General features: G+C 68.5%; 23 protein-coding genes and 2 riboswitches. Of the genes, 12 read left to right on the top strand and 11 right to left on the bottom strand.

All coding sequences use genetic code 11. The features are described from left to right. Positions 1-11: 11 nt before the first annotated feature. From BW971_RS08520 to BW971_RS08510, 3 genes are read right to left on the bottom strand one after another with little or no spacing between them, the layout of a single operon-like run. A complete protein-coding gene (locus BW971_RS08520) occupies positions 12-2,573 on the bottom strand; it encodes a serine/threonine-protein kinase (protein WP_076478537.1) in 2,562 nt (853 codons plus the stop codon). Between the two features lie 51 nt (positions 2,574-2,624). Beyond that, positions 2,625-3,605 carry a glutamate ABC transporter substrate-binding protein gene (locus tag BW971_RS08515; RefSeq protein ID WP_076478535.1) on the bottom strand — a complete coding sequence of 327 codons (981 nt, stop codon included), beginning with the start codon at positions 3,603-3,605 and terminating at the stop codon, positions 2,625-2,627. Beyond that, positions 3,602-5,002, bottom strand: a complete 1,401-nt coding sequence (locus tag BW971_RS08510; RefSeq protein WP_076478533.1) for a hypothetical protein — start codon at positions 5,000-5,002, stop codon at positions 3,602-3,604. Before BW971_RS08510 ends, BW971_RS08515 begins: the two co-directional genes overlap by 4 nt. 186 nt (positions 5,003-5,188) lie before the next feature. On the opposite strand from BW971_RS08510, the gene BW971_RS08505 reads away from it, so the two are divergent. Both BW971_RS08505 and BW971_RS08500 read left to right on the top strand, forming a co-directional pair. After that, a complete protein-coding gene (locus BW971_RS08505) occupies positions 5,189-5,656 on the top strand; it encodes an NUDIX hydrolase (RefSeq protein ID WP_076478531.1) in 468 nt (155 codons plus the stop codon). 38 nt (positions 5,657-5,694) lie between these two features. Then, positions 5,695-6,231, top strand: coding sequence for a GtrA family protein (locus tag BW971_RS08500; RefSeq protein WP_076478871.1), 537 nt, complete (start codon positions 5,695-5,697; stop codon positions 6,229-6,231). A 10-nt stretch (positions 6,232-6,241) separates the two neighbouring features. Here BW971_RS08500 and BW971_RS08495 read toward each other — a convergent pair whose 3' ends face one another. Together BW971_RS08495 and thiE are read right to left on the bottom strand one after the other, a co-directional pair. Beyond that, positions 6,242-6,736: a 2-isopropylmalate synthase gene (locus BW971_RS08495; protein ID WP_076478529.1), complete on the bottom strand. Its 495-nt coding sequence runs from the start codon at positions 6,734-6,736 to the stop codon at positions 6,242-6,244. Positions 6,737-6,904: 168 nt separating this feature from the next. Then, positions 6,905-7,585 (bottom strand): thiamine phosphate synthase, encoded by a 681-nt coding sequence (thiE, locus tag BW971_RS08490; RefSeq protein WP_076478527.1) that lies wholly within the window; start codon positions 7,583-7,585, stop codon positions 6,905-6,907. 52 nt (positions 7,586-7,637) lie between these two features. Next, positions 7,638-7,750, top strand: a riboswitch (TPP riboswitch). Here thiE and thiO point away from each other — a divergent pair. The 5 genes from thiO (at position 7,740) to BW971_RS08465 (ending at position 11,575) form a co-directional block, all read left to right on the top strand. Then, the gene (gene thiO / locus BW971_RS08485) at positions 7,740-8,798 is read left to right on the top strand and encodes a glycine oxidase ThiO (RefSeq protein WP_076478525.1); all 1,059 of its coding nucleotides are present in this window, start codon (positions 7,740-7,742) and stop codon (positions 8,796-8,798) included. Its footprint overlaps the riboswitch before it by 11 nt. Further along, positions 8,795-8,992 carry a sulfur carrier protein ThiS gene (gene thiS / locus BW971_RS08480; RefSeq protein ID WP_076478523.1) on the top strand — a complete coding sequence of 66 codons (198 nt, stop codon included), beginning with the start codon at positions 8,795-8,797 and terminating at the stop codon, positions 8,990-8,992. Before thiO ends, thiS begins: the two co-directional genes overlap by 4 nt. Beyond that, entirely contained in the window at positions 8,985-9,767 is a 783-nt protein-coding gene (gene thiG / locus BW971_RS08475; RefSeq protein WP_076478521.1) for a thiazole synthase, read from the top strand. The genes thiS and thiG overlap by 8 nt, the downstream gene beginning before the upstream one ends. Positions 9,768-9,809: 42 nt before the next feature. Next, a complete protein-coding gene (locus tag BW971_RS08470; RefSeq protein WP_076478519.1) occupies positions 9,810-10,799 on the top strand; it encodes an ABC transporter ATP-binding protein in 990 nt (329 codons plus the stop codon). Then, on the top strand, positions 10,796-11,575 hold the full coding sequence (locus BW971_RS08465) for an ABC transporter permease (RefSeq protein ID WP_076478518.1): 780 nt from the start codon (positions 10,796-10,798) through the stop codon (positions 11,573-11,575). Before BW971_RS08470 ends, BW971_RS08465 begins: the two co-directional genes overlap by 4 nt. Before the next feature lies 1 nt (position 11,576). Here the strand turns inward: BW971_RS08465 and thiD are convergent, their stop codons facing one another. Together thiD and thiC are read right to left on the bottom strand one after the other, a co-directional pair. Then, on the bottom strand, positions 11,577-12,422 hold the full coding sequence (gene thiD, locus BW971_RS08460) for a bifunctional hydroxymethylpyrimidine kinase/phosphomethylpyrimidine kinase (protein ID WP_076478516.1): 846 nt from the start codon (positions 12,420-12,422) through the stop codon (positions 11,577-11,579). 43 nt (positions 12,423-12,465) lie between these two features. Continuing rightward, on the bottom strand, positions 12,466-14,151 hold the full coding sequence (gene thiC / locus BW971_RS08455) for a phosphomethylpyrimidine synthase ThiC (RefSeq protein ID WP_083709526.1): 1,686 nt from the start codon (positions 14,149-14,151) through the stop codon (positions 12,466-12,468). Next, positions 14,142-14,254, bottom strand: a riboswitch (TPP riboswitch). It overlaps the preceding gene by 10 nt. Positions 14,255-14,446: 192 nt before the next feature. On the opposite strand from thiC, the gene BW971_RS21870 reads away from it, so the two are divergent. Further along, positions 14,447-14,788: a GNAT family N-acetyltransferase gene (locus BW971_RS21870; protein WP_076478514.1), complete on the top strand. Its 342-nt coding sequence runs from the start codon at positions 14,447-14,449 to the stop codon at positions 14,786-14,788. A 12-nt stretch (positions 14,789-14,800) separates the two neighbouring features. On the opposite strand, the gene BW971_RS08445 is transcribed toward BW971_RS21870, so the two are convergent. Continuing rightward, positions 14,801-15,496 carry a siderophore-interacting protein gene (locus BW971_RS08445; protein WP_076478512.1) on the bottom strand — a complete coding sequence of 232 codons (696 nt, stop codon included), beginning with the start codon at positions 15,494-15,496 and terminating at the stop codon, positions 14,801-14,803. 188 nt (positions 15,497-15,684) lie between these two features. Between BW971_RS08445 and BW971_RS08440 the strand changes: the two genes are divergently transcribed. Then, a complete protein-coding gene (locus BW971_RS08440; RefSeq protein ID WP_076478510.1) occupies positions 15,685-17,106 on the top strand; it encodes an ethanolamine ammonia-lyase subunit EutB in 1,422 nt (473 codons plus the stop codon). Next, entirely contained in the window at positions 17,103-17,837 is a 735-nt protein-coding gene (eutC, locus tag BW971_RS08435) for an ethanolamine ammonia-lyase subunit EutC (protein WP_076478507.1), read from the top strand. Before BW971_RS08440 ends, eutC begins: the two co-directional genes overlap by 4 nt. On the opposite strand, the gene BW971_RS08430 is transcribed toward eutC, so the two are convergent. The 3 genes from BW971_RS08430 to BW971_RS08420 all read right to left on the bottom strand — a co-directional run bounded on the left by BW971_RS08430 (position 17,818) and on the right by BW971_RS08420 (position 20,379). Next, positions 17,818-18,702 (bottom strand): hypothetical protein, encoded by an 885-nt coding sequence (locus tag BW971_RS08430; RefSeq protein WP_076478505.1) that lies wholly within the window; start codon positions 18,700-18,702, stop codon positions 17,818-17,820. The two genes, eutC and BW971_RS08430, sit on opposite strands and share 20 nt — an antisense overlap. Positions 18,703-18,805: 103 nt before the next feature. Then, positions 18,806-19,777 (bottom strand): N-acetylglutamate synthase, CG3035 family, encoded by a 972-nt coding sequence (locus BW971_RS08425; RefSeq protein ID WP_076478503.1) that lies wholly within the window; start codon positions 19,775-19,777, stop codon positions 18,806-18,808. Continuing rightward, a complete protein-coding gene (locus BW971_RS08420; RefSeq protein ID WP_076478501.1) occupies positions 19,777-20,379 on the bottom strand; it encodes a peptide deformylase in 603 nt (200 codons plus the stop codon). Before BW971_RS08420 ends, BW971_RS08425 begins: the two co-directional genes overlap by 1 nt. Before the next feature lie 124 nt (positions 20,380-20,503). Here BW971_RS08420 and BW971_RS08415 point away from each other — a divergent pair, with 124 nt between their 5' ends. Together BW971_RS08415 and BW971_RS08410 are read left to right on the top strand one after the other, a co-directional pair. Beyond that, complete coding sequence (locus BW971_RS08415) at positions 20,504-20,875, top strand: DUF3263 domain-containing protein (protein ID WP_076478499.1); 372 nt, start codon at positions 20,504-20,506, stop codon at positions 20,873-20,875. A 39-nt stretch (positions 20,876-20,914) separates the two neighbouring features. Next, complete coding sequence (locus BW971_RS08410; RefSeq protein WP_076478497.1) at positions 20,915-21,421, top strand: LytR C-terminal domain-containing protein; 507 nt, start codon at positions 20,915-20,917, stop codon at positions 21,419-21,421. Positions 21,422-21,457: the final 36 nt, after the last annotated feature.

The raw sequence follows: 21,457 nt of genomic DNA, 5'->3' as shown, positions 1-21,457 counted from the left end.
ACCCGTGCCGCTCAGAACAACGTCTGCGGCCGGATGACGTTCGCCAGATCGATGAGGTTGAATCGCAGGGTGCGATCCACGGTGGCGCGGGCCAACGTCCGCAGGGAGTGCTCGGTACCCACGCGGAGACCGTGTTCGGTGAACGGGTAGCCCAGCAATTCTCCACGCGAACGCTCAGCCGCGGGTTGCGAGCGCACCCAGTTCAGTGCCGTGCCCAGCACCATGATCGCCAACCGCGGTTTCCGCGGTTCGGTGTCGGGCATCTTCTCCAGGCGTAATGCTGCCTCGCGCAACTGCTCTTCGGTCACGGTCGACGGCTCGCGTCCGTGGACCAGCGCCAACACCGCCGTGCAGTTCGCCGTGTTGTAGTGCCTGCTCGTCGCGGGGACGTCGTCCAGCGCCGCGATGGTGCCCTCGATGTCCCCGTTCGCGAACAACATCCGCCCCAGTCCGAACGCCGCGGTGACGATCGCCCGGTCGGTCTGCCAGAGCACGCGGTACTGCTCCTCGGCGACGGCGTTCCACTCATCGGCGCCGCTGTCCGGGTCCCGACCGAAACCGCTGTCCTCGTCGAGCCACCGACCGATGAGTTCGGCGGTGGCCGCGACCGCGAGTTTGGGGGCGATCTCGCCCGGCATCGCCGTCAGCACCTTGCCGAATCGCTTGTACGCCAGTTCCGGTTCGGAGTTCATCAGGGCGCAGATCCCCAGGAACCATTGCAGGCGCCACGATTTTCCGTAGTGCCGGGCGGTCTCGTCGAGCAGCCCCAGCGCGGTGTCCACATCCCCGAGCTCGATGTGCGCGCGTGCCTCGGCGAGGTCGACCTCCAGAGACGGGTGGTCGTCGGCGGGGTCGGAGCCGATCAGCGACGACAACCCGTTCTGTTTGGCCGACTGGATCGAGTCCAACGTCTGTTGCGGCTCCGACAACACGGCCGACTGCAACAAGCCGGCGGCAGGGTCGGCCCGATCGATGAGCGGGACCGGCAACGCCGCCACGATCGCGCTCGGCTCCAACGTCGACGCGGGGCGGCGGGCGTCGAAGAAGTCGTCGACGGGGGCGAGCATGAGCTCGGTGCCGAACGTGGTGCGCTGTGGGGTGAACACGGACGATAGTGCGGGACGCGGGATCCCGGTTCGCGAGGCCACGGTCTCGCGCAGCACGTTCATCAGCTGGGTGATCATCTCGTCGGCACCGGCGAACCGGTGGTCCGGATCGAGATCGGTTGCTCGGCTGAGCAATCGATGGAAGGACGGATTGTCCGCGAGGAGCGGCGCATCCTCCGGATTCGGCAGACCGTCGATGTAGCGGCCGCCCGACATCGGCATCGGCAGCGTCAGCACCGCCAGCGTGCGGCCCACGCTGTAGATGTCGGTGGCGACCTGTGGTCCGGTCTTCACGATCTCCGGTGCCTGGAAACCCGGTGTGCCGTACAGGTGTCCGTACCCGTTGATCGCCGACACCGCACCCATGTCGATCAACTTGACCTCGTCGCCGCCGACCATGATGTTGTCGGGCTTCACGTCGTTGTAGACCAGCCCCTGGCTGTGTAGATACCCCAGCGCGGGCAACACCTCCAGGATGTAGGCGATGGCCGGTTCCACCGGCAGCTGTGTGTGCGCGCCCTCGGCGGTGGTCATCTCCTTGAGGGTCGAGCCTCCGATGTACTCCATGACGATGTACCCGAAGATGGTGCCGTCGTCGGTCACGTGCTCGACGAAGTTGTAGATCTTGACGATGCCCGGATGCGACACCGAGGCGAGGAACTGTCGCTCGGCCACCGCGACCGCTTGCGCCTCCGCATCGGTCGAGTTGAGCAGCCCCTTGAGCACCACCGGACGATCGGACACGTTGCGGTCGATGGCGAGGTAGATCCAACCCATGCCGCCGTGGGCGATGGCACCGGCGATCTCGTACTGATCCGCGACCATCGTCCCCGGGCCGAGCCCGGGGACGAACGAGTAATGGGCCCCGCAGTGCCGGCACTCCCCGGTCAGCGGACCCGCGCCGGCACCCGATCCACGACCCGCGGGCCGTCCGCAGTTCCAACAGTTGCGTTTGCTCTCCGCGATGACGGGGTCGGTCATCACGGCGTCCTCGGGCCGGATGTCGTGGATTCGCGGCAGTTCGACGAGTCCACCCGCGAACCGCGGATTCCGTCGGCCGGTCGCCACGCTGCGCTCCGACCAGACCGTCGACGACGAGCCGGTGGACACCTCGGGGTGACGATCGGTGGTCACCACCGACGGGACGGTCCCGAGATCGAGATCGGCACGTGAGACCGCGGCGGTGTTGACGCCCTCGTCCTCATCCGACCCGTCCGCGCCCTGAGGTTCATCGGTGTCCTGAGGAGGCGACCGGATCAGCCAGCGGGTGCCGACCGTGGTGTCGTCCCAGTCCACCTGGCGATTGGCACCGCGCCGCACCGAACCGGCCGAGGGTGCGTCCCGCACGTCACCGGTGTCGTCGCCATCGAGACCGAGATCCGTCCGGGGCACGGCCTGGGTCCCGATGTCGCCGTCGTTCGCATCGTCGCCATCGCGTGGATGACCCCGCTCGGTGTCGTCGCCCATTCCGCCTCCCTTCCTCGTCGGTCCGCCGGTCCGCGTCGATCCCCGTACCCGTCAGTCGCGGTAACTGGGTTGCGGCGGGTAGTACACGGGGCCAAGGATCGACAGCCAGCGGTTGTAGATCTCCAACCATCGACCGTTGGCCCGGATGGTCTGTAGGACACCGTTGACGAACCGGACCAGGTCGGTCTGGTCCTTGTTGACGCCGATGCCGTACGGCTCCGACCCCATACTCGCACCCACCACGTGTGCGTACGGGTCCTGTGCGGCGAGACCGGCGAGAATCGCGTCATCGGTCGACACCGCATCGACCTGCCCCTGCTGCAACACCACCAGGCAGTCCGCCTCGGTCGACACAGTCTCGACGTGCGCCGCGGGAGCCTGCTGCTGCAGTCGCGCGATGGAGGTGCTGCCCCTCGCCGCACACACTCGCTTACCCGCGAGGTCGCCGATTCCCTGGATGTCGGAGGTCCGCAGCGCCAGGATGCGTTGCGAAGCCTCGTAATACACAGTGGAGAAGGCGATCTTCTGGACCCTGTCGCAGGTGATCGACAGGGTCTTCACCACGATGTCCACGTCGCGGTTCTGCAGACTGGAGATCCGCTCACCCGGATTGAGGATGCGGTATTCCACGCGTTCCGGATCGCCGAAGATCGCCCGCGCCACCTCCTTGGCGATGTCGACGTCGAAGCCCTGGATCGTCCCGCTGATCGGGTCGCGGAAGCTGAACGGATTGCTGCCGACGTCGAGTCCGACGATCAACCGCCCGCGGGCGGCGATCGAGGCCATCGTGGTGTTGGGCGGCATCCTGTTCACCTCGGGCATCGGACCGGGGGTCAAGCTCGCGGTCGCGTCGCCGCAACCCTCGTCGGTGCTCAACGGCTCGGGGGTGGCCGTGGTCGACAGACCCGCGGGTTCGGGCTGCCGAGCCGACGCCGACGGCGGTGGGCTCGGCGGTGCGGTGGCGTGTACGCACGCCGTCGTCATGGCCAGCACCGCGACCAGTACGGCGACCCACATCGCGCGGGCCCTCATCGGTACTCCCGGATCCGCGGGAACATGCCTGCGACCGTGGCGACCGCGGCCACCAGCAGGAGGGCAAGCACTCCGGTCCCGGCGAACCCGAGCACCACCCGCGCGGTGGTCAGATCGTCGCGCAGAGTGGTACGGGTCTGTGTGATGCCGTCGGTCAGCGCCGCGTCGAGAGCCCCGTACGCGACGGCGCTGCCGTCCGGGCTGTTGCCCACCGCGATCGCGGTGGCACCGGAGAAATCACCGGCGGCGGTGCGTTGGACGGTAGTGGTGTGCGCCTGCTGCCAGGTGATGAGCGCCGACTGCGCCTTGACGATGGCGTCGGTGACGGTGTCCTTGTTGTCGCCGTCGGGGCCGAAGCTGTCCAGGGTCTGTTTGATCTGTGCCGCCGACGAGGCGAAGTCCGACTCGAGCGCGTTGGAATCACCCCGTCGCACCAACGACAGTGTCTCGTCCGACCGCGCCTTCTGGGTCAGGATGCGGGCGTGGGTGAGGTCGCGGAGAGGTCCGGCGCCCTTGTTCTCGGCGCTGCTGGTGTACCCCACGGACAACAGTCCGGCGATCAGCAGCCAGAGCATGGACACCACCACGCACGCCGTGGCCACGAGAAGCCCCAGATTCAACCGCCGTCGGGTCCGTCGGGCGAGGTAACGGCTGGTCAGCAGCAGTATCGCCAACATCAGCGTGATGACCACGTAGACCGCCCACGGAGGGGTCTTGAATCGGTTCTGCGGGTCGCTGATCGCCTGCGACCGCTTCTCGTAGAGCCGTTCCGCGGCCGGCAGCACACTGGTCTGCATGAGACTCGACGCCTCACCGAGGTACGCCGAGCCCACCGGATTGCCCAACCGGTTGTTGACCCGCGCCGACTCGATCAACCCGGCGTACACGGGTATCTGTTCGGAGAGCAGGTTGAGGTCGGCGCGGACCTGTTCGTTCTCGTTCGACGTGCCCGCCGCCGCCGCGATCAGCGCCTGCGACGCGGTGGCCAGCGCATCGTTGTATCGCGTGCGCAGCGACTGCGGTTCCAGACCGCCCGAGGTGAAAGCGGTGTTGGCGGTGGCGTCGGCGATGGACAGCGAACTGTAGAGGACTTGGGCCGACTCCGCGATGGGTTCGGTGTCGTCGATCGTCTCGGTCAGTGCCGCGGTGCGGTTGTCCAACACCGTCGAGGCGTACCAACCACTGAGAACCGCCACCACCACCAGCACGGTGGTGATCATGAACAGCTTGCCGGGACTGGTGGCCGCCAGCTTGCGGAGCGACGGAAGCGGGGAGTGGGCGCGCTCCCTGGCCAGCGCCAACAACTCGTTGCGGGTCGCCGGGGATTGACGTGGATAACGCGTCGGGGTCGGAGCGCGCCGCAGCAACGAGCGCATGGAAGACGCGTCGCCAGTCACCGTATCCCCTCCGCGGCGCGCGATTGCGCCGCAGTTGCGAGCCTATCCCTCCAGCTTCGTCGCCGTTGACCTCTCTGTCGGTGTTTCCGTCGGCGCCGTTACCCGGTCACGGGACCCCGCGGTCCGATCCATCGGATGACGGGTTGGATACCGTGGGGCGAGGATCCGGGGAGGTGATCGGCGGACATGCGCGGTGACGGCGACGGGTGGGTCTTCGAACCCGATGGCAGTCGGCACTGGGGTGTACACGGTGCGGCCGGGCTGCTGCTGCGGGCTCCGAGGGACGATGACTGGTTGGTGCTGTTGCAGCACCGTGCGCTCTGGAGCCACCAGGGCGGGACCTGGGCACTGCCCGGTGGGGCCCGCGACTCGCATGAGTCGGCGGTCGACACCGCTGTCCGCGAGGCGGCCGAGGAGGCGGGCATCGCGGGCGATCGACTGACGGTCCGTACCGAGCTGGTCACGCTCAGTGCGGTCAGCGGGTGGACCTACACCACGGTCATCGCCGACGTGCCGGAGACGGTCGCGACGGTGGTGAACCCGGAGTCGGTGGAGTTGCGCTGGGTGCCCGTCGCCGACGTCGGTGCGCTGCCGCTGCATCCGGCGTTCGCGGCGAGCTGGGACCGGTTGCGGCGCTGCTGCGGTGAGTTGTGATGCGGCGCTGACAACGGGTGGGGGTACAGTCGCACCTCGTGTCCTTGCCCAAGGTGATCGTCGACCGGTTCCCCGCGCCGATGCTGGAGTTCCTGGTCCGGTGGGCGGGCTTCCTGCGGTTCGCGGTGGTCGGCGGCATCACCTTCGTGTTGACCACGGTGTTGTTCTTCGTGCTCAAGCTGACCGCCCTGCACGGCAAGCCGGTCACCGCGTTCGTCATCGCGACCCTGGTCGCGACGGTGGTGTCCTACGTGCTCAACCGGGAGTGGTCCTTCTCCGACCGTGGTGGCCGGCAGACCCGGCACGAGGCGGCCCTGTTCTTCCTGGTCTCGGCGATAGCCCTCGGGGTGACGCAGATTCCGCTCGCGGTGTCGAGCTACATCTTCGACCTGCGGGTTCCGCACGTCTCACAGAGCGCGGAGAACCTCGCCGACTTCATCAGCGGGTCCGTACTGGGGACACTGCTGGCCACGGCCTTCCGGTGGTGGGCGTTCCGCCGCTGGGTGTTCCCGGAACTGCGCGACCAGCCCACCGACCGGCCCGACGACGTGGTCACCGACGTCCGCGACCGCTGAGGGTCTCGCCTCAGGCAGCCTGCGCGAAACGATTCACCCCGGCGATCAGCGCGTCGACGCTCGCCGCCGCGCTGTCGGCACCCTGACCCATCGACCACAGCCGACGACCGTTGCGTTCGCAGCCCAGGAAGGTGATGACACCGTCGATGGTGGTCCGTTGGTGCAGGGCGACGATGTCCAGGCCCACGCCGATCCGATGCAGGATGGCCGACATGGCGGCGATCGGTCCGGAGGCCCGTTCGTCGACCGCGACGATCTCGTCACCACAACCGAGGGTGGCGCGGTAATCGCAGAGGTCGTCCGGTCCCGCGGTCGCCGACCAACTACCCAGCCGATACGGTCCGGACGCGCGGTACACCGCGGCGAACGATTCCCAGCTCAGACCGGCCGCCTCGGAACGCAGTGCGGCCGGTAGCGGAGATCCGTGACGGTCGACGAAGGGGTCGGCGGTCGACAGCTCAGGCAGCGGAGTGTCATGGGCGGTGGAGCAGTGCAATGTGTTCATCTCGTCGGTTCCTGATGGAAGGTCTTCCGGGCTGTTCGCAGTGAGCAAACGGAAGGTGACCGACAACTTTCGACGACCCGCAGCGGGGGGTCGGTCGATTCAGACCCCGCGGCGGCCTTGTACTACGAGTCGGCGAACGACGAGAATTCGTTTCATGATGGGACCACGTTAGAGGGCCGTGTCATCGGTGGCAACACCCGATCGCAGTCCCGCCGCGGCGGTTCGCGGGTCCGCGGCGGCGGTGATCGCCCGAACCACCACGATGCGGTCGGCCCCCGCGGCACGCACGAGGGGAAGTCGCTCGGCGTCCACACCGCCGATGGCGAACCACGGGCGGCCGGGTCGGCGGGCCGCGACATGGCGTACCAGGTCGAGGCCGGGGGCGGGTCGACCCGGTTTGGTGGGTGTCGGCCAGCAGGGCCCGGCGCAGAAGTAGTCCACCCCCTCGGTCACGGCGCCGTCGTCGGCCTGATCGGCGTCGTGGGTGGACAGTCCGACGATCATCTCCTCGCCGACCACGGCGCGGGCGGCGGTAACCGGGAGGTCGTCCTGGCCGAGATGTAGTACGTCGGCGCCCGCGGTGGCCGCGATGTCGGCGCGGTCGTTGACCGCCAACAGGGCACCGTATCGATCGGCGACCGCCCGCAGACTGTCCAGCAGCGCCAGTTCCCGCCCCGCTTCCAGCGGGCCGAACTCCCGCTCGCCGGGTGACCCCTTGTCGCGCAACTGCACGATGTCGACCCCACCGGCCAGCGCGGCGTCGACGAACTCGACGAGGTCACCGCGTTCACGACGTGCGTCGGTGCACAGGTAGAGCCGGGCGTCGGCGAGGCGGTCGCGCAGGTTCACGGGGTGAAGGCTAACGTCTCGCGCCCACCGACCGGCGCCCGCGTAAAGTCGTGGGAGCACACGCGGGAGTCCGGGGGTACGCCGGGCTGAGAGTGCGACGCGCCGTCGCTGACCGCCACACCTGATCCGGATCATGCCGGCGAAGGGAGGGCGAATGAAGAGTCTTGCCGTGATCGGCGGAGGTGTCATCGGGTTGACCTGTGCCCTGCGCGCGCAGCAGCTCGGGTGGCGGACCACCGTCTACGACACCGGAACCGCGACCCGCGCGTCGTGGGTGGCCGCGGGCATGCTCGGGTCCCTGGGTGAGGGACATCCGGGTGAGGACGCACTGCTGGAGCTGACCACCGCGTCGGCCCGGCGTTGGCCGCAGTTCCTCGACGAGCTGGGCGACCCCCGCATCCGGGTGGCGCGGGACTCGCTGTTCATCGCCGTCGACGCCGCCGACCTGCACCAGTTGCGGTCGCTGGCCGACTTCGTGTGGGGTCACCACACCGAGGGGGTCACCCCGGTGCCCGCCACCGAGATCCGTGAGCTCGAACCCGCGGTCGGAGTGCGGTGCCGGGGTGGGTACCTGGCTCGCGGTGAGGCCGCCCTGGACAACCGGCGACTGTTGGCGGCGCTGGAGTCGGCGTTGGCCGACGCCGGAGGCACCGTGGTGCCACGGCGCATCGACGATCCCGACACCCTGACCGACGACCAGGTGTTGATGACGGCGGGTATCGGGATGGCGGCGTTGCGCCCCGAACTCGGCGTGCACCCGCTCAAGGGTGAGGTGATCCGGTTGCAGCGGCCCGCGAACACCGCCGTGATACCGCGAAAGGTGGTGCGGGCCAGGGTGCGTGGGCGGTCGGTGTACGTCGTCCCGCGTACCGACGGGGTGGTCGTCGGGGCCACGCAGTACGAGCCACCCGACTCGGCGGACTTCGCCCCGGAGGTCGCCGGGGTCCGCGATCTGCTCGACGACGCCGTCGAGGTGATGCCCGGCCTACGCGACTACCGGATCGCGGAGATCGGCGCGGGGATGCGACCGTGCACTCCCGATGGACTGCCGCTGGTCGGCCGCCTCGACGACCGCACCCTGCTGGCCACCGGTCACGGCCGCAACGGCATCCTGCTCGCGCCACTGACCGGTGACATCGTCGCCGGGCTGTTGACCGCCGAGTCCACCGACTTCGCCGACGTGACCGACCCCGGGAGGTTCGCATGTCTGTGACGGCGACGGTGAACGGGACGCCGACCCGCGTCGCGGACGGCGCGACCGTGTCCGACGTGCTGACCGGCCTGGGTGTCGGTGAGGCCGGGATCGCCGTCGCGCTCGACGGCGCGGTGCACCCGCGAGGTCGCTGGTCCGAGCCGGTCTGCGACGGTGCGGTCATCGAGGTGCTGACGGCGGTGCAGGGTGGCTGACGACCCGCTCGTCCTCGCCGACCGCGAGTTCGGCTCTCGCCTCATCATGGGCACCGGTGGTGCCCACCACCTCGCGGTGCTCGAACGTGCGCTCATCGCGTCCGGCACCGAACTCACCACCGTCGCCATGCGTCGGGTGGGTACCGGTGTCGGCGGTGTGCTGGACATGCTCCGGCGCCTCGGGATCGGTGTCCTCCCCAACACCGCGGGGTGTCACGGGGCTGCCGACGCGGTGCTCACCGCGCGACTGGCCCGCGAGGCGCTGTCCACGTCGTGGGTGAAACTCGAGGTCATCGGCGACGACCGCACCCTGCTGCCCGACGCGGTGGAACTGCTCGACGCCGCGACCACGCTGGTCGACGACGGGTTCACCGTGCTGGCCTACACCAACGACGATCCCGTCCTGGCCGCCCGTCTGCAGGACGTGGGGGTGGCGGCGGTGATGCCGCTGGGCGCCCCCATCGGCACCGGGCTGGGAATCTGCAATCCGCACAACATCGAGATGATCGTCGACCGCGCCACCGTCCCGGTGATCCTCGACGCGGGTATCGGCACCGCCAGCGACGCCGCGCTGGCCATGGAACTGGGCTGTTCGGCGGTGTTGCTGGCCTCGGCGGTCACCCGCGCCGACGACCCGGAACGCATGGCCGCGGCCATGGCCGCCGGGGTGATCGCCGGTCGGCTGGCCCACGGTGCGGGACGTATGCCCCGACGTTTCTGGGCGCAGGCGTCGTCACCGGATCGCGACCGGATGGTCGGCGAACATCAACCGTAAGGACGATGACGCGCGCGCCGAGACCTGGCAGGGTTGGCCGACATGATCACCGTCGAAGGTCTCACCAAGGACTACGGGTCGACACGTGCCGTCGACAATCTGTCGTTCCAGGTCAAGCCCGGTGTCGTGACCGGATTCCTCGGTCCCAACGGCGCGGGCAAATCCACCACCATGCGCATGATCCTGGGTCTGGACACCCCCACCGCCGGCCGTGCCACGGTCAACGGCGTGCCGTATGCACAGCTCACCGACCCGCTGCGACAGGTCGGCGCGCTGCTCGACGCCAAGTGGGTGCATCCCAACCGGTCGGCCCGCGCGCACCTGCGGTGGATGGCCGCCACGAACGGGATCCCCGTCTCCCGCGCCGACCAGGTGTTGGCCGACGTCGGGTTGACGTCGGTCGCGGGCAAACGTGCGGGGGCGTTCTCCCTCGGCATGTCGCAACGCCTCGGCCTGGCCGGCGCACTCCTCGGCGACCCCGGGGTGCTGTTGTTCGACGAGCCGGTCAACGGCCTGGACCCCGAGGGCATCGTCTGGGTGCGCAAGTTCATCCGGTCACTGGCCGGGCAGGGACGCACGGTGTTGGTGTCCAGCCATCTGCTCACCGAGATGTCGTTGACCGCCGACCATCTGGTGGTGATCGGTCAGGGCCGGTTGATCGCCGACTGTTCGGTCGCCGAGTTCACCTCCGGGGCGCAGTCGACGGTGCGGGTGCGCAGTCCGCACCTGCCGCAGCTCCATCAGGCCCTCACCCAGGCGGGGCTCGCCGCCACGCCCACCCGGCAGGACGACGGCCACGAGGTGCTCGTGGTCTCCGACGCCCGCACCGAGCAGGTCGGCGACATCGCCGGTGCCCACGGGATCGTGCTGCATGAACTGTCCGGCCAGGTCGCCTCGTTGGAGGAGGCGTTCATGGCGCTGACCGCGAGCAGCGCCGAGTACTCGGGTCGCCCCGGGGGCGCGCAGCAACCCGCCGCCCCCGCGGTTCCGCACCAGGGCCACCCCTTTCCGCAGCAGGGAGCACAGAAATGAGCAATGCCGTGTTGTCCACCAGGGCGATCGACGCCGAGCGCATCAAACTCACCACCACCCGCTCGCCGTACTGGTGCGTGGGCATCGTCGCGGTGCTCGGTATCGGGGTCGCGGTGTTGTTCGGTCTGGCGACGCACGCAGGCGAGGGCGGGGGCAGCGACGACCTCTCGGTCTCCGCGTTCTCCATCGGTGTCACCCAGCTCGGGGTGGTGGTCCTGATGATCATGGGCGTGCTGTCGGTGACCAGCGAGATCCGTTTCGGCACTCTGCGCACCAGTTTTCTCGCGGTACCGCGACGGACCTCGGTGTTGCTGTCCAAGGCCGTGGTCTACGGCGGCCTCAGCCTGGTGGTCGCGTTCGTGGTGAACCTGGTGGGCATCGTCCTGGGCACCGTTCTCTCGGGTGAGTCCGGCGATCGATTCGATCTCGCCGGGTCCGACGCCATCCGCGCGTACTGGGGTGTCCCCGTCTACGTCTTCTTCTGCGTGCTGGTCAGCATCGGTGTCGGCGCGCTCATCCGTCAGTCCGCGGGCGCGATCGTGGTGGTGCTCATCTGGATGCTGGCGCTGGAGACCGTACTGGCCAACATCCCCAAGGTCGGTCCGGCGGTCGGACCGTTCCTGCCGTTCCTCAACGGTCAGCGGATCTTCGAGTCCGGCTCGGTCGGCAGTGTCGACTTCCACTGGAATGCAGCCGGTTCGGGAGTCTACTTCGCGGTGGTGTCGGTGATCGTGTTCGTCGCCGGGGTGGTGGTCACCAACCGTCGCGACGCCTGATTCAGGACGCGCCCAGCCGCCAGAGCGGGCTGACCGGGCCGTGTCCCGCGCCCAACGGGTACGACGCCCGCAGGCATCGGGTCACCCACCGTTTGCCGAAGGTCACCGCGTCGGGAACGGTGAAGCCGTGAGCCAGGGCGCAGGTCATCGCCGACGCCAGGGTGTCGCCCGCCCCGTGGTCGTGCACGGTGTCGAACCGGGGTTCGGAGATCTCCAGAAAGTCGACACCGTCGTAGAGCACGTCCGGTGACTGGCGGCTCGTCCGCAGATGTCCGCCCTTGACCAGCGCGAACCGCGGTCCCATGGCATGCAGTGCGACGGCCGCGTCCCGTTGGGTCTGCTCGTCGGTCACGCTGATGTCGGTCAGCAGCAGCACCTCGTCGAGGTTGGGGGTGACCACGGTGGCGATCGGGAACAGCCGGTTGACCAACGTGTCCATCGCCTCGTCGGCGAGCAACTTGTCGCCGTGCATCGACGCAGACACCGGATCCACGACCAACGGGATCCGGGCGTCACGGCCGATACCCATCTCCTCGCAGGCGGTCACCACGGCGGCGATGATGTCGGCGGTGGCCAGCATCCCGGTCTTGGCCGCACCGATGCCGATGTCACCGGCCACCGCGCGGATCTGATCACCGACGGTCTGCGGCGGGACGGGATGAAAGCTGCTCACGCCCAGCGAGTTCTGCACGGTCACCGCGGTGAGTGCGACGGTCGCGTGGACCCCACACAACGCCATCGTGCGCAGATCGGCCTCGATACCCGCGCCGCCGCCGGAGTCGGAACCGGCGATGGTGATGGCCCGGACGGGGGTCTGTCCGTCCGGGGTCAACGGAAGTTGGTGCACGGAAATCACATTCCTCTGCTCGTCGGCCGGACGGGTCTGGAGGTCACGCCAGAGGAAGATATACCCGTCCGCCGTTGTCGATGAACTCCTGGGACTTGTCCGCCATGTCGTCGGCCAGTTTGCGGTCGATGTCCTCCTGGGTCACCAGGCCGTTCTCCTCGGCGTACTTGCGCACGTCCGCGGAGATCCGCATCGAGCAGAACTTGGGGCCGCACATCGAGCAGAAGTGCGCGGTCTTGGCGGGTTCCGCGGGCAGGGTCTCGTCGTGGTACTCACGGGCGGTGTCCGGGTCCAGCGCCAGGTTGAACTGGTCGGTCCACCGGAACTCGAAGCGCGCCCTGCTCAATGCGTCGTCCCGTTCCTGCGCCCGCGGATGGCCCTTGGCCAGGTCGGCCGAGTGGGCGGCGATCTTGTACGTCACCACCCCCACCTTCACGTCGTCGCGGTCGGGCAGCCCGAGGTGTTCCTTGGGCGTGACGTAGCAGAGCATCGCCGTGCCGGCCTGGGCGATCATGGCCGCGCCGATCGCCGAGGTGATGTGGTCGTAGGCCGGTGCGATGTCGGTGGCCAGCGGGCCGAGTGTGTAGAACGGCGCCTCCTCGCACAGCTCCTCCTCCAGGCGGACGTTCTCGACGATCTTGTGCATGGGGATGTGGCCGGGTCCCTCGATCATCACCTGCACGTCATGGCGCTTGGCGATGGTGGTGAGCTCGCCGAGGGTGCGGAGCTCGGCGAACTGGGCCTCGTCGTTGGCGTCGGCGATCGAACCCGGACGCAGCCCGTCTCCCAGGGAGAAGGTGATGTCGTAGCGTCGGAAGATCTCGCAGAGTTCGTCGAAGTGGGTGTACAGGAACGACTCCCGATGATGTGCCAGACACCATGCGGCCATGATGGATCCACCGCGCGAGACGATGCCGGTGACCCGATGGGCGGCGAGCGGCACGTAGCGCAGCAACACGCCGGCGTGCACGGTCATGTAGTCCACACCTTGTTCGGCCTGTTCGATCACGGTGTCGCGGTAGATCTCCCAGGTGAGCTCGGTGGGATCGCCCTTCACCTTCTCCAGTGCCTGATAGATGGGCACGGTACCCACCGGGACGGGCGAATTGCGCATGATCCATTCGCGGGTCAGGTGGATGTCGTCACCGGTGGACAGATCCATGATGGTGTCGGCGCCCCACCGCGTGGCCCACACCATCTTCTCCACCTCTTCGGCGACCGACGAGGTGACGGCGGAGTTTCCTATGTTGGCGTTCACCTTCACCGCGAACGCCTTGCCGATGATCATTGGCTCGGACTCCGGGTGGCGGTGATTGGCCGGGATCACCGCTCGACCGCGGGCGACCTCCGATCGCACCAAGTCGGGTTCCACGCCTTCGCGGGCGGCGATGAACCGCATCTCGTCGGTGATGATTCCCGCACGCGCCCAGGCCAATTGGGTCGACGCACCGTCTACCGGGGCGGGGCGGGACCAGCTGTCGCGGACCTTCGGCAGGCCTGCCTGCAGATCGGGAACGAATTCGGAGTCGGTGTACGGTCCCGACGGGTCGTACAGGTCGAGATGGTCTCCGTTGGTCAGGGAAACCCGCCGCACCGGGACCCGCAGACCGCCGACCTGCTGATAGTGCTTGCCGCTGCCCGAGATCGGGCCCGTGGTCACCCCGATCGAGTTCTCGCCGATGAAGTTCGGGACGACGGAATCGTCGACGACACGCGCAGTTCTGGCCATGATGTTCTCCCTACGCCGGCATTACCCGGTCAGGTTCGTCCGGTCGGCGACCGCCTGTCGCCATCTCAGCCCTCGGTCCGTGAGAGCCCCCGTGGATATGGGTGCTGTGGCGGGCCGCGGCGAATCCGGTGACCCACGACGGCAACCCTACGCGGTCGAGGTGGCGGCTGTGAGAGGCCCGTGGCGGTTCACGGTTGGTCCCCGTGCGTACACGACAGGCTGCTGTAGTGTGAGCGGAGTCACAGGTGACGTGAGCGGTCGGTCGGCGACACCGCGCAGAGAAGGGCACACGAGGGTGGACAAGGTCCGGGATGGCGGTCGACGGCCGGAGGTGCCCGTCGTCCAGCAACTCGCTTCGGTGGTTCACAATCCATCGCGCGAGCGCTTCGAGTTGTGGGTCGCCGGAGATCTGGCGGGCGTGCTCGGGTATTCCACCGAGGTGGTCGAGGGTCAACGTGTGGTGACGTTCCTGCACACGGTGCTCTACGACGAGTACACCGGTCAGGGACTGGCGCGACGGCTGACCAGGGGCGCCCTGCAGTACGTCATCGACACCCGGTCCAAGGTGCGCCCGGTCTGCTCGTTCACCCGCCACTACCTGACGAAGAACCCGAACCTGGCGTTCATCACGGTCTGACGGCGCCTGCCGTCACGTCCAGTAGGCCTGCGACTTGACCGCATTCTTGGCCAGCGTCGACCGCAACCGCTTGGCGATGTGTCGGGTGGTGCGCATGTCGCACGCGACCCAGCCGTAGGCGTCGTCGTCGGGGGTGATGGCGTCGGCGGCTTCCCGCATGAGCCGGCCGTCGTCGATGCGCTGCACCCAGGTCACCGTGGACGCGTCGTTCGCGTGCACCGGCAGTGCGCGGTCGTCGGGATACTGCCATTCCAGCCAGATCCGTGCCGGGACGGAGTCGGCCTCGTCGAGCAATGAGTTGATCGCGGGTAGGGAGGCGGTGTCACCGAAGACGACGTACTCCGACGGTGCCGGGGATGGCATCGCGAACTTGGAGCCCATGACGGTGGCGTCGATGACGTCGCCGGTGGCGGCGGCCCGCGCCCACTCCGATGCCGGGGTGTCGTGCAGGGCGAACTCGACGTCGAATCGGTTCTCGTCCGGGCGCGGATCCACCAGGGTGTATCCGCGCTGTTGCAGCTTGTCGCCGTTGGGGATCCACATCCTGATCCACTGGGTGGCGTGGTAGGGATGGTGGTCCAACAAGCCGCCGGCGTCGAAGCCGATCCGCCGATAATGTGGCCCGATGTCCGTCACGTCGGTGACGGTGAGGCGGTAGTCGTTGGCCCCGAGTGCCTTGAGCACCAGCCCCTGAAACCCTCTGCTCATGTGGTTAGGGTAACCTAATGGAGTGACGCTGACCATCCCGTGGTCGCCGGCTCGCCATACGAAAACTGCGGGAAATCGGACTTCCCGCAGTTTCGGTGACTTGCTGCAGTTACACCAGCGGGAAATCGTCGGAACTGCGGGAGATCGGTAACCGGGCGAACCCGGCGCGCCTACGCGATGATCGTCGGGTGAGCACGTATCGCCACGTCCTGCGCGGGACCACCCATGAGTTCGACGGCCTCGTCGATCTGATGGCCAAGGCGACGCCGCGTCGCAGCGGTGACGAGCTGGCCGAATGTGCGGCGCACAGTGATTCCGAACGGGTCGCCGCGCAGTGGGCGCTCGCCGATGTACCGCTCACCACCTTCCTCGAGGAGATGGTGGTGCCGTACGAGTCCGACGAGATCACCCGGCTGATCATCGACACCCACGACGCGGCGGCCTTCGCCCCGGTTGCCGACCTCACCGTCGGCGGACTGCGCGATCACCTCCTGGAGCTCGCGGGGCGCCCCGCCGACACCGCTGCGCGGGCGTTGGCCGAGCTGGCACCGGGACTGACGCCGGAAATGGTGGCGGCCACCAGCAAACTCATGCGCAACCAGGATCTCATCGCGGTCGCCGGTGCGGCGACGGTGACCACCGGATTCCGCACCACCATCGGTGCACCGGGGACGGTCGCGACGCGGCTACAACCGAACCACCCCACCGACGACCCGACCGGGATCGCCGCGGCCACCCTCGACGGTCTGCTGCTCGGCTGCGGTGACGCGGTCATCGGCATCAATCCGGCCACCGACTCACCCGAGTCCACCGCGGACCTGTTGACGCTGCTTGACGACATCCGCACCCGATTCCAGATTCCCGTCCAGTCCTGCGTGCTCTCCCACATCACCACCACCATCGAGCTCATCGACCGTGGTGCACCGGTGGACCTGGTGTTCCAGTCCATCGCGGGTACCGAGGGTGCCAACAGGGGTTTCGGTGTCGACATCGCAACGCTGGCCGAGGGTTACGACGCCGGACGGTCGCTGCGACGAGGTACCGTCGGCGACAACTGCATGTACTTCGAGACCGGCCAAGGGTCGGCATTGTCGGCGGGTGCACACCTCGGCACCGGCGGTCGACCGGTCGACCAGCAGACCCTGGAGACCCGCGCCTACGCGGTGGCCCGACGCTTCGACCCGCTGCTGGTGAACACCGTGGTGGGGTTCATCGGCCCCGAATACCTCTACGACGGGAAGCAGATCATCCGAGCCGGCCTCGAAGATCATTGCTGTGGAAAACTTCTGGGCCTACCGATGGGTGTCGACGTCTGCTACACCAACCACGCCGAAGCCGACCAGGACGACATGGACACCCTGCTCACCCTGTTGTGCGCGGCCGGGGTGGCCTTCGTCATCACGGTCCCCGGTGCCGACGACGTGATGCTCGGGTATCAGAGCCTGTCGTTCCACGACGCGCTGTTCGCCCGTCGCGCACTGGGACTTCGACCGGCACCGGAGTTCGAGGCGTGGCTCGGCGACCTCGGTATGCTCGACGACCACGGCCGCATCCTGGACCTCGCACCGGAGTCGACCCCGTTGCGTGCGTTGACCGGTCGCCTCCGATGAGCGATCTGTGGGACGCGTTGCGCGGGCGCACGTCGGCACGGATCGGACTGGGTCGAGCAGGTGATTCGCTGCCGACGGAGCGGGTGCTGGAGTTCGCCGCCGCGCACGCTGCCGCCCGTGACGCGGTGCATCAACCGCTCGACGCGGGTGGGCTGGCGAAGGAACTGGAATCGGTCGGGCTGGGTGAGCCCCTGGTGGTCACCTCGCGGGCGGCGGACCGTGGCGAGTACCTACGCAGGCCCGATCTCGGTCGCGCTCCCGGTGATCTGAGCCGGATCCCCCACGCCGGTGGCGATGTGGGCATCATGTTCGCGGACGGGTTGTCGCCGGTCGCCGTCGCCGAGCATGCGTACGGACTGCTGATGGCGTTGACGGACGTTCTGGGGGAGCGGTATTCGATCGCCCCGCCGGTGATTGCGACGCAGGCGCGGGTCGCGCTGGGGGACCACGTCGGCGCCGCGCTCGGGGTGGACACCATCATCGTGGTCATCGGCGAACGACCGGGTCTCTCGGTCGCCGACAGCCTGGGTGTCTACCTCACGCACGGTCCGCGACCGGGACGGGCGGATGCGGACCGTAACTGTGTCTCCAACATCCACCCGCCCGGCGGTCTCGACTACGCCACCGCCGCGAGGGTCACCGCCGCGCTGGTGGCGGGAGCCCGACAACTGGGGCGTAGCGGGGTGGACCTCAAGGACAACAGTCGAGCCATCACGCCGCCGCCAGAGTAGGGCTGACCGGCCAGGAGCCGATCAGCTGTTCGGCACCGTCGGCGGAGACGAACCGCGCCGCGCGTACCTCGTCGGTGAGCAGTGCGACGGGATCGGCGGACTGCTGTGCCGCCAGGCCCAGCGCCCACGCGGTTCCTGGATCGTCGGCCAGGACGGTGACCTCGCGGAACGCCGCATGCGGTCGGGGGTCGAAGGGGCCGACCGGTGCCGCCCGCAGGTCGGACTCGCGGACGGTCGCCAGACCGGCACCCACGGGTAGCTCGATGTCGCGGTGTGCGATAGGGGAGTGCCAGCCGCCCAGCGGGGGGTTGCCGGCGGTGGCGACCACGGTGTCACCGGCCGGACCGATCGCCACCCGCACCCCGCAGCCCAGGCGACCGGCGACCAGTCGGGCGCCGTTGTCGACCAGGAAGGCGCGGGCGGTCGGGAGCAGTTCCAGTCGGACGTCGATCGGCACGGTGACGCGTCCGGTCGGACCGGCCTGCGGACGCAACCAGATCGGCATCTGGGCGACGGTCCGGACGGTCACCGGGCGGACGCCACCGGTGGTGAACTCCATGGCCGGCAGATGGCGGTAGTCGGGGACGGCGCTACGACGGACCGCGCGGTTGGCGCCGTCGGTCAGGTCGGCCTGGTAGAGAGCCGCCACGATGACCTGGTGCAGCAGGGCGCCGACCAGAACCGGCCGGCCGTCGGCGACGTCGAGCAGGCGGATCTCGGCGTCGGGACGGCCGCGGTTGACGCTGCGGTCCAGGGCGTGGGCCATGCCATCGATCAGATGAATTGCGGCGTTCAGGGACTGCGGCTCGGTCACCGACACCGTGATGTCGGTGTCGAGACCGGACAGGGTGGCGGTGGCGATCATCGTCGTACCTCGTGATCCATCTCGGGTGGTTGTGTTTGGTGTCACCCATGATCGGATCGGAGTCTGGGAGGCAGCTGGGAACGGTCGGCCAGCCGCCTGTGACCTAGAGACGCACGTAGCCGTAGCGGTGGTGGAGCCCGTATCCGAGTCGCCGGTACCAGGCCCCGGCCACGTCGTTGTCCGCCTCCACCTGCAGTTGTGCGCGGGTCGCACCGTGGTCGACGCCCCATGCGGTCAAAGCGTCGACCACCGCTCGAGCCACCCCCAGACGCCTCACGTCGGGAGAGCACCACACCGCGGTCAACCCGAACCACGCGGTGCCGTCCGGTGCGGTGGTGACCGATCCCCGCCCCACCCCGACCAGCCGTCCGTCGCGGCGGACCTCGGCGAACCCGAGTCGTCCGTCGACGACCGCGTCGACCACCTGCCGAGCGGTCGGGAGGTCGACGCGGTCACCGCGGCCGTCGACGTAGCTCCGCACCCACTCGTCGGAGGCCGCGTCACGGATGGTCACCGGTGTATCGGACGGTGCGGTCACGGACTGGGCGGACGGAGGGTGCTCGATGTCGCGGACCAGGACGTGGACCGGCGCCTCCAGCGTGCCCGCGGGGATGTGGCCGATGGGGATCAGTCGTTCCACCACCGCGAGCAGTGGCGGCAACCCACGGTCGGCGTACCAATCCCGGATGGCCGCCACGGTGGCGTCGTCGAGACGCGCGGTGACGTCGAGGGGGGCCGCACTGTTGGCGCGTCGGGTGAACCCGCCGCCCGCGCGCAGCAACCAGCCCTGTACGTGGGCGCGCTCCACACCCGGCCAGTTGTTCGCGGCCGCCGACTCGACCTGGCGGATCTCGGAGTTACGGACCGTCTCCCGCGACAACAGGCGCACCGAGTCGACGGCGTCGGCGGCGACCTGCACGGGGCCGTCGGGTCCCTGGACCCGCAGCGGGTCCGTCGACAACAGCGGTCCGGTCACGTCGGTGCGGGTGTATCCCACCGGCGTACCATCCGACGGCGCCGTGATCCGGTGGCGCACCACCACCCGATCACCGATCTGCGGGCGGTCGCCGAACATCAGTCGTCGTGACCGAACGGGTCGGGACCCTCGCCCGGCAGCCAACTCAGGCCTGGCACACCCCAGCCGTTGCGCTTGATGGCCTTCTTCGCCGCGCGGGCGTTCCGACCGACCAACACATCGGTGTACAAGAAGCCGTCGAGATGGCCCGTCTCGTGTTGCAGCATGCGGGCGAAGAATCCGATGCCCTCGAACTCCACCCGCTGCCCGTGGCGGTCCACCCCGGTGACCCGCGCCCAGTCGGCGCGACCGGTCGGGAACTGCTCACCCGGCACCGACAGACAGCCTTCGTCGTCATCGTCGGGATCGGGCATGGTCTCGGGGACCGTCGACGTCTCGAGTACGGGGTTGATGACCTCACCGCGTGTGCGCACCGATTGCCGCGTCTCGCCGTCCGGGCAGTCGAAGACGAAGAAGCGGCTGCCCACCCCGACCTGGTTCGCGGCCAGTCCGACACCGTGCGCGGCGTCCATGGTCTCGTACATGTCGTCGAGCAGGGTGACCACCTCGACGGGCGGTCGGCCATCGGCGTCGAGGGGCACCAGGTCGGTGGGTGTGTGCAGCACCGGATCACCCACGATGCAAATGGGCAGAATTGGCATGCGGGACAGATTACGCGGCACGCCGCACCCGTCTTCGCGGCGACAGCGTGGTTAGATGTTCAGCGAACCACACCGCTGTAATTCAGCTTGTCGGTACGAGACGTGCGAACTCTGAGGGAGCGAGATGGACAGCGCATCGGCGCGAAGCGCGAAGCAGTCCGGGCACGCGACGACGTCGTCCCCGGAAGGCCCGCGGCAGAACTCGGAAGGCCCGCAGCAGGCACCGGATGAGGTGGGGGCCGACGGGCTCACCCGCCGCGAACACGACATCCTGGCGTTCGAGCGTCAGTGGTGGAAGTACGCGGGCGCGAAAGAAGAGGCGATCAAGGAACTCTTCAGCTTGTCGGCGACCCGGTATTACCAGATCCTGAACGCGCTGGTGGACCGCCCTGAGGCGCTGGCGGCCGACCCGATGCTGGTCAAGCGCCTCCGCCGACTGCGCGCGGGTAGGCAGCGAGCCCGTGCCGCGCGGCGCCTCGGCTTCGAGATCACCTGACCGGAGAGCCGGTGCGCCTCTTTCGTTAAGGTTGCCGAGATGAATCCTGACCGCGAGCCCAGCCGACTGCCGTATCGGGCCGGAGCCATGTTGCTCGTCGCGATCGCTGTCGTCTGCATCGTGCTCGGATGGCATTCGGCCGTGACCAAGAAGAGCGATCCCGAGGCCGCGCTGCAGGCGGCGCAGAGCAAGGCCTCGACCACCACGTCGCAGAGTGCCGCCGCCTCGCCGGGCGCGAGCAGCGCCGCATCGACGTCCTCGTCGGCTGTCGACGCCCCACCGGTCTGCGTGTTCAACGCGGGCACCATCACCGGCCTGGCGGCCGAGGTGAGCGAGACGCTCAAGAACAAGGGTTACACCGTCGCCTCGACCCGCAGCCTGGTCACCTCGAGCATCACCGAGAACACCGTGTTCTACCGGGAATCGCAGCGGGATGCCGCGCAGCAGATCGTCGACACCCTGGGTGGGTCGGCGACGCTGGACGAGCGACCCACCGCGTTCACCCAGTGCGCCACCGGGATCCCTGTGGTGGTCGTGACCCGCTGACCGGCGAAGCGCCCACCCCGATATGATTCGCCCAGC

The organism is Williamsia sterculiae (genome assembly GCF_900156495.1).
In the GTDB taxonomy this organism is placed as follows: Bacteria; Actinomycetota; Actinomycetes; order Mycobacteriales; family Mycobacteriaceae; genus Williamsia_B; species Williamsia_B sterculiae.
Note: the sequence above shows the minus strand (reverse complement) of the source record. Positions and strands in the feature narration are given on the sequence as shown.

What these genes read in the sequence shown, in the direction of transcription:
- BW971_RS08520 (WP_076478537.1), bottom strand. Translation starts at nt 2,573, where the DNA reads ATGGGCGACGACACCGAGCGGGGTCATCCACGCGATGGCGACGATGCG.
- BW971_RS08515 (WP_076478535.1), bottom strand. Translation starts at nt 3,605, where the DNA reads ATGAGGGCCCGCGCGATGTGGGTCGCCGTACTGGTCGCGGTGCTGGCC.
- BW971_RS08505 (WP_076478531.1), top strand. Translation starts at nt 5,189, where the DNA reads ATGCGCGGTGACGGCGACGGGTGGGTCTTCGAACCCGATGGCAGTCGG.
- BW971_RS08495 (WP_076478529.1), bottom strand. Translation starts at nt 6,736, where the DNA reads ATGAACACATTGCACTGCTCCACCGCCCATGACACTCCGCTGCCTGAG.
- thiO (WP_076478525.1), top strand. Translation starts at nt 7,740, where the DNA reads ATGAAGAGTCTTGCCGTGATCGGCGGAGGTGTCATCGGGTTGACCTGT.
- BW971_RS08470 (WP_076478519.1), top strand. Translation starts at nt 9,810, where the DNA reads ATGATCACCGTCGAAGGTCTCACCAAGGACTACGGGTCGACACGTGCC.
- BW971_RS08465 (WP_076478518.1), top strand. Translation starts at nt 10,796, where the DNA reads ATGAGCAATGCCGTGTTGTCCACCAGGGCGATCGACGCCGAGCGCATC.
- thiC (WP_083709526.1), bottom strand. Translation starts at nt 14,151, where the DNA reads ATGGCCAGAACTGCGCGTGTCGTCGACGATTCCGTCGTCCCGAACTTC.
- BW971_RS08445 (WP_076478512.1), bottom strand. Translation starts at nt 15,496, where the DNA reads ATGAGCAGAGGGTTTCAGGGGCTGGTGCTCAAGGCACTCGGGGCCAAC.
- eutC (WP_076478507.1), top strand. Translation starts at nt 17,103, where the DNA reads ATGAGCGATCTGTGGGACGCGTTGCGCGGGCGCACGTCGGCACGGATC.
- BW971_RS08430 (WP_076478505.1), bottom strand. Translation starts at nt 18,702, where the DNA reads ATGATCGCCACCGCCACCCTGTCCGGTCTCGACACCGACATCACGGTG.
- BW971_RS08425 (WP_076478503.1), bottom strand. Translation starts at nt 19,777, where the DNA reads ATGTTCGGCGACCGCCCGCAGATCGGTGATCGGGTGGTGGTGCGCCAC.
- BW971_RS08420 (WP_076478501.1), bottom strand. Translation starts at nt 20,379, where the DNA reads ATGCCAATTCTGCCCATTTGCATCGTGGGTGATCCGGTGCTGCACACA.
- BW971_RS08415 (WP_076478499.1), top strand. Translation starts at nt 20,504, where the DNA reads ATGGACAGCGCATCGGCGCGAAGCGCGAAGCAGTCCGGGCACGCGACG.
- BW971_RS08410 (WP_076478497.1), top strand. Translation starts at nt 20,915, where the DNA reads ATGAATCCTGACCGCGAGCCCAGCCGACTGCCGTATCGGGCCGGAGCC.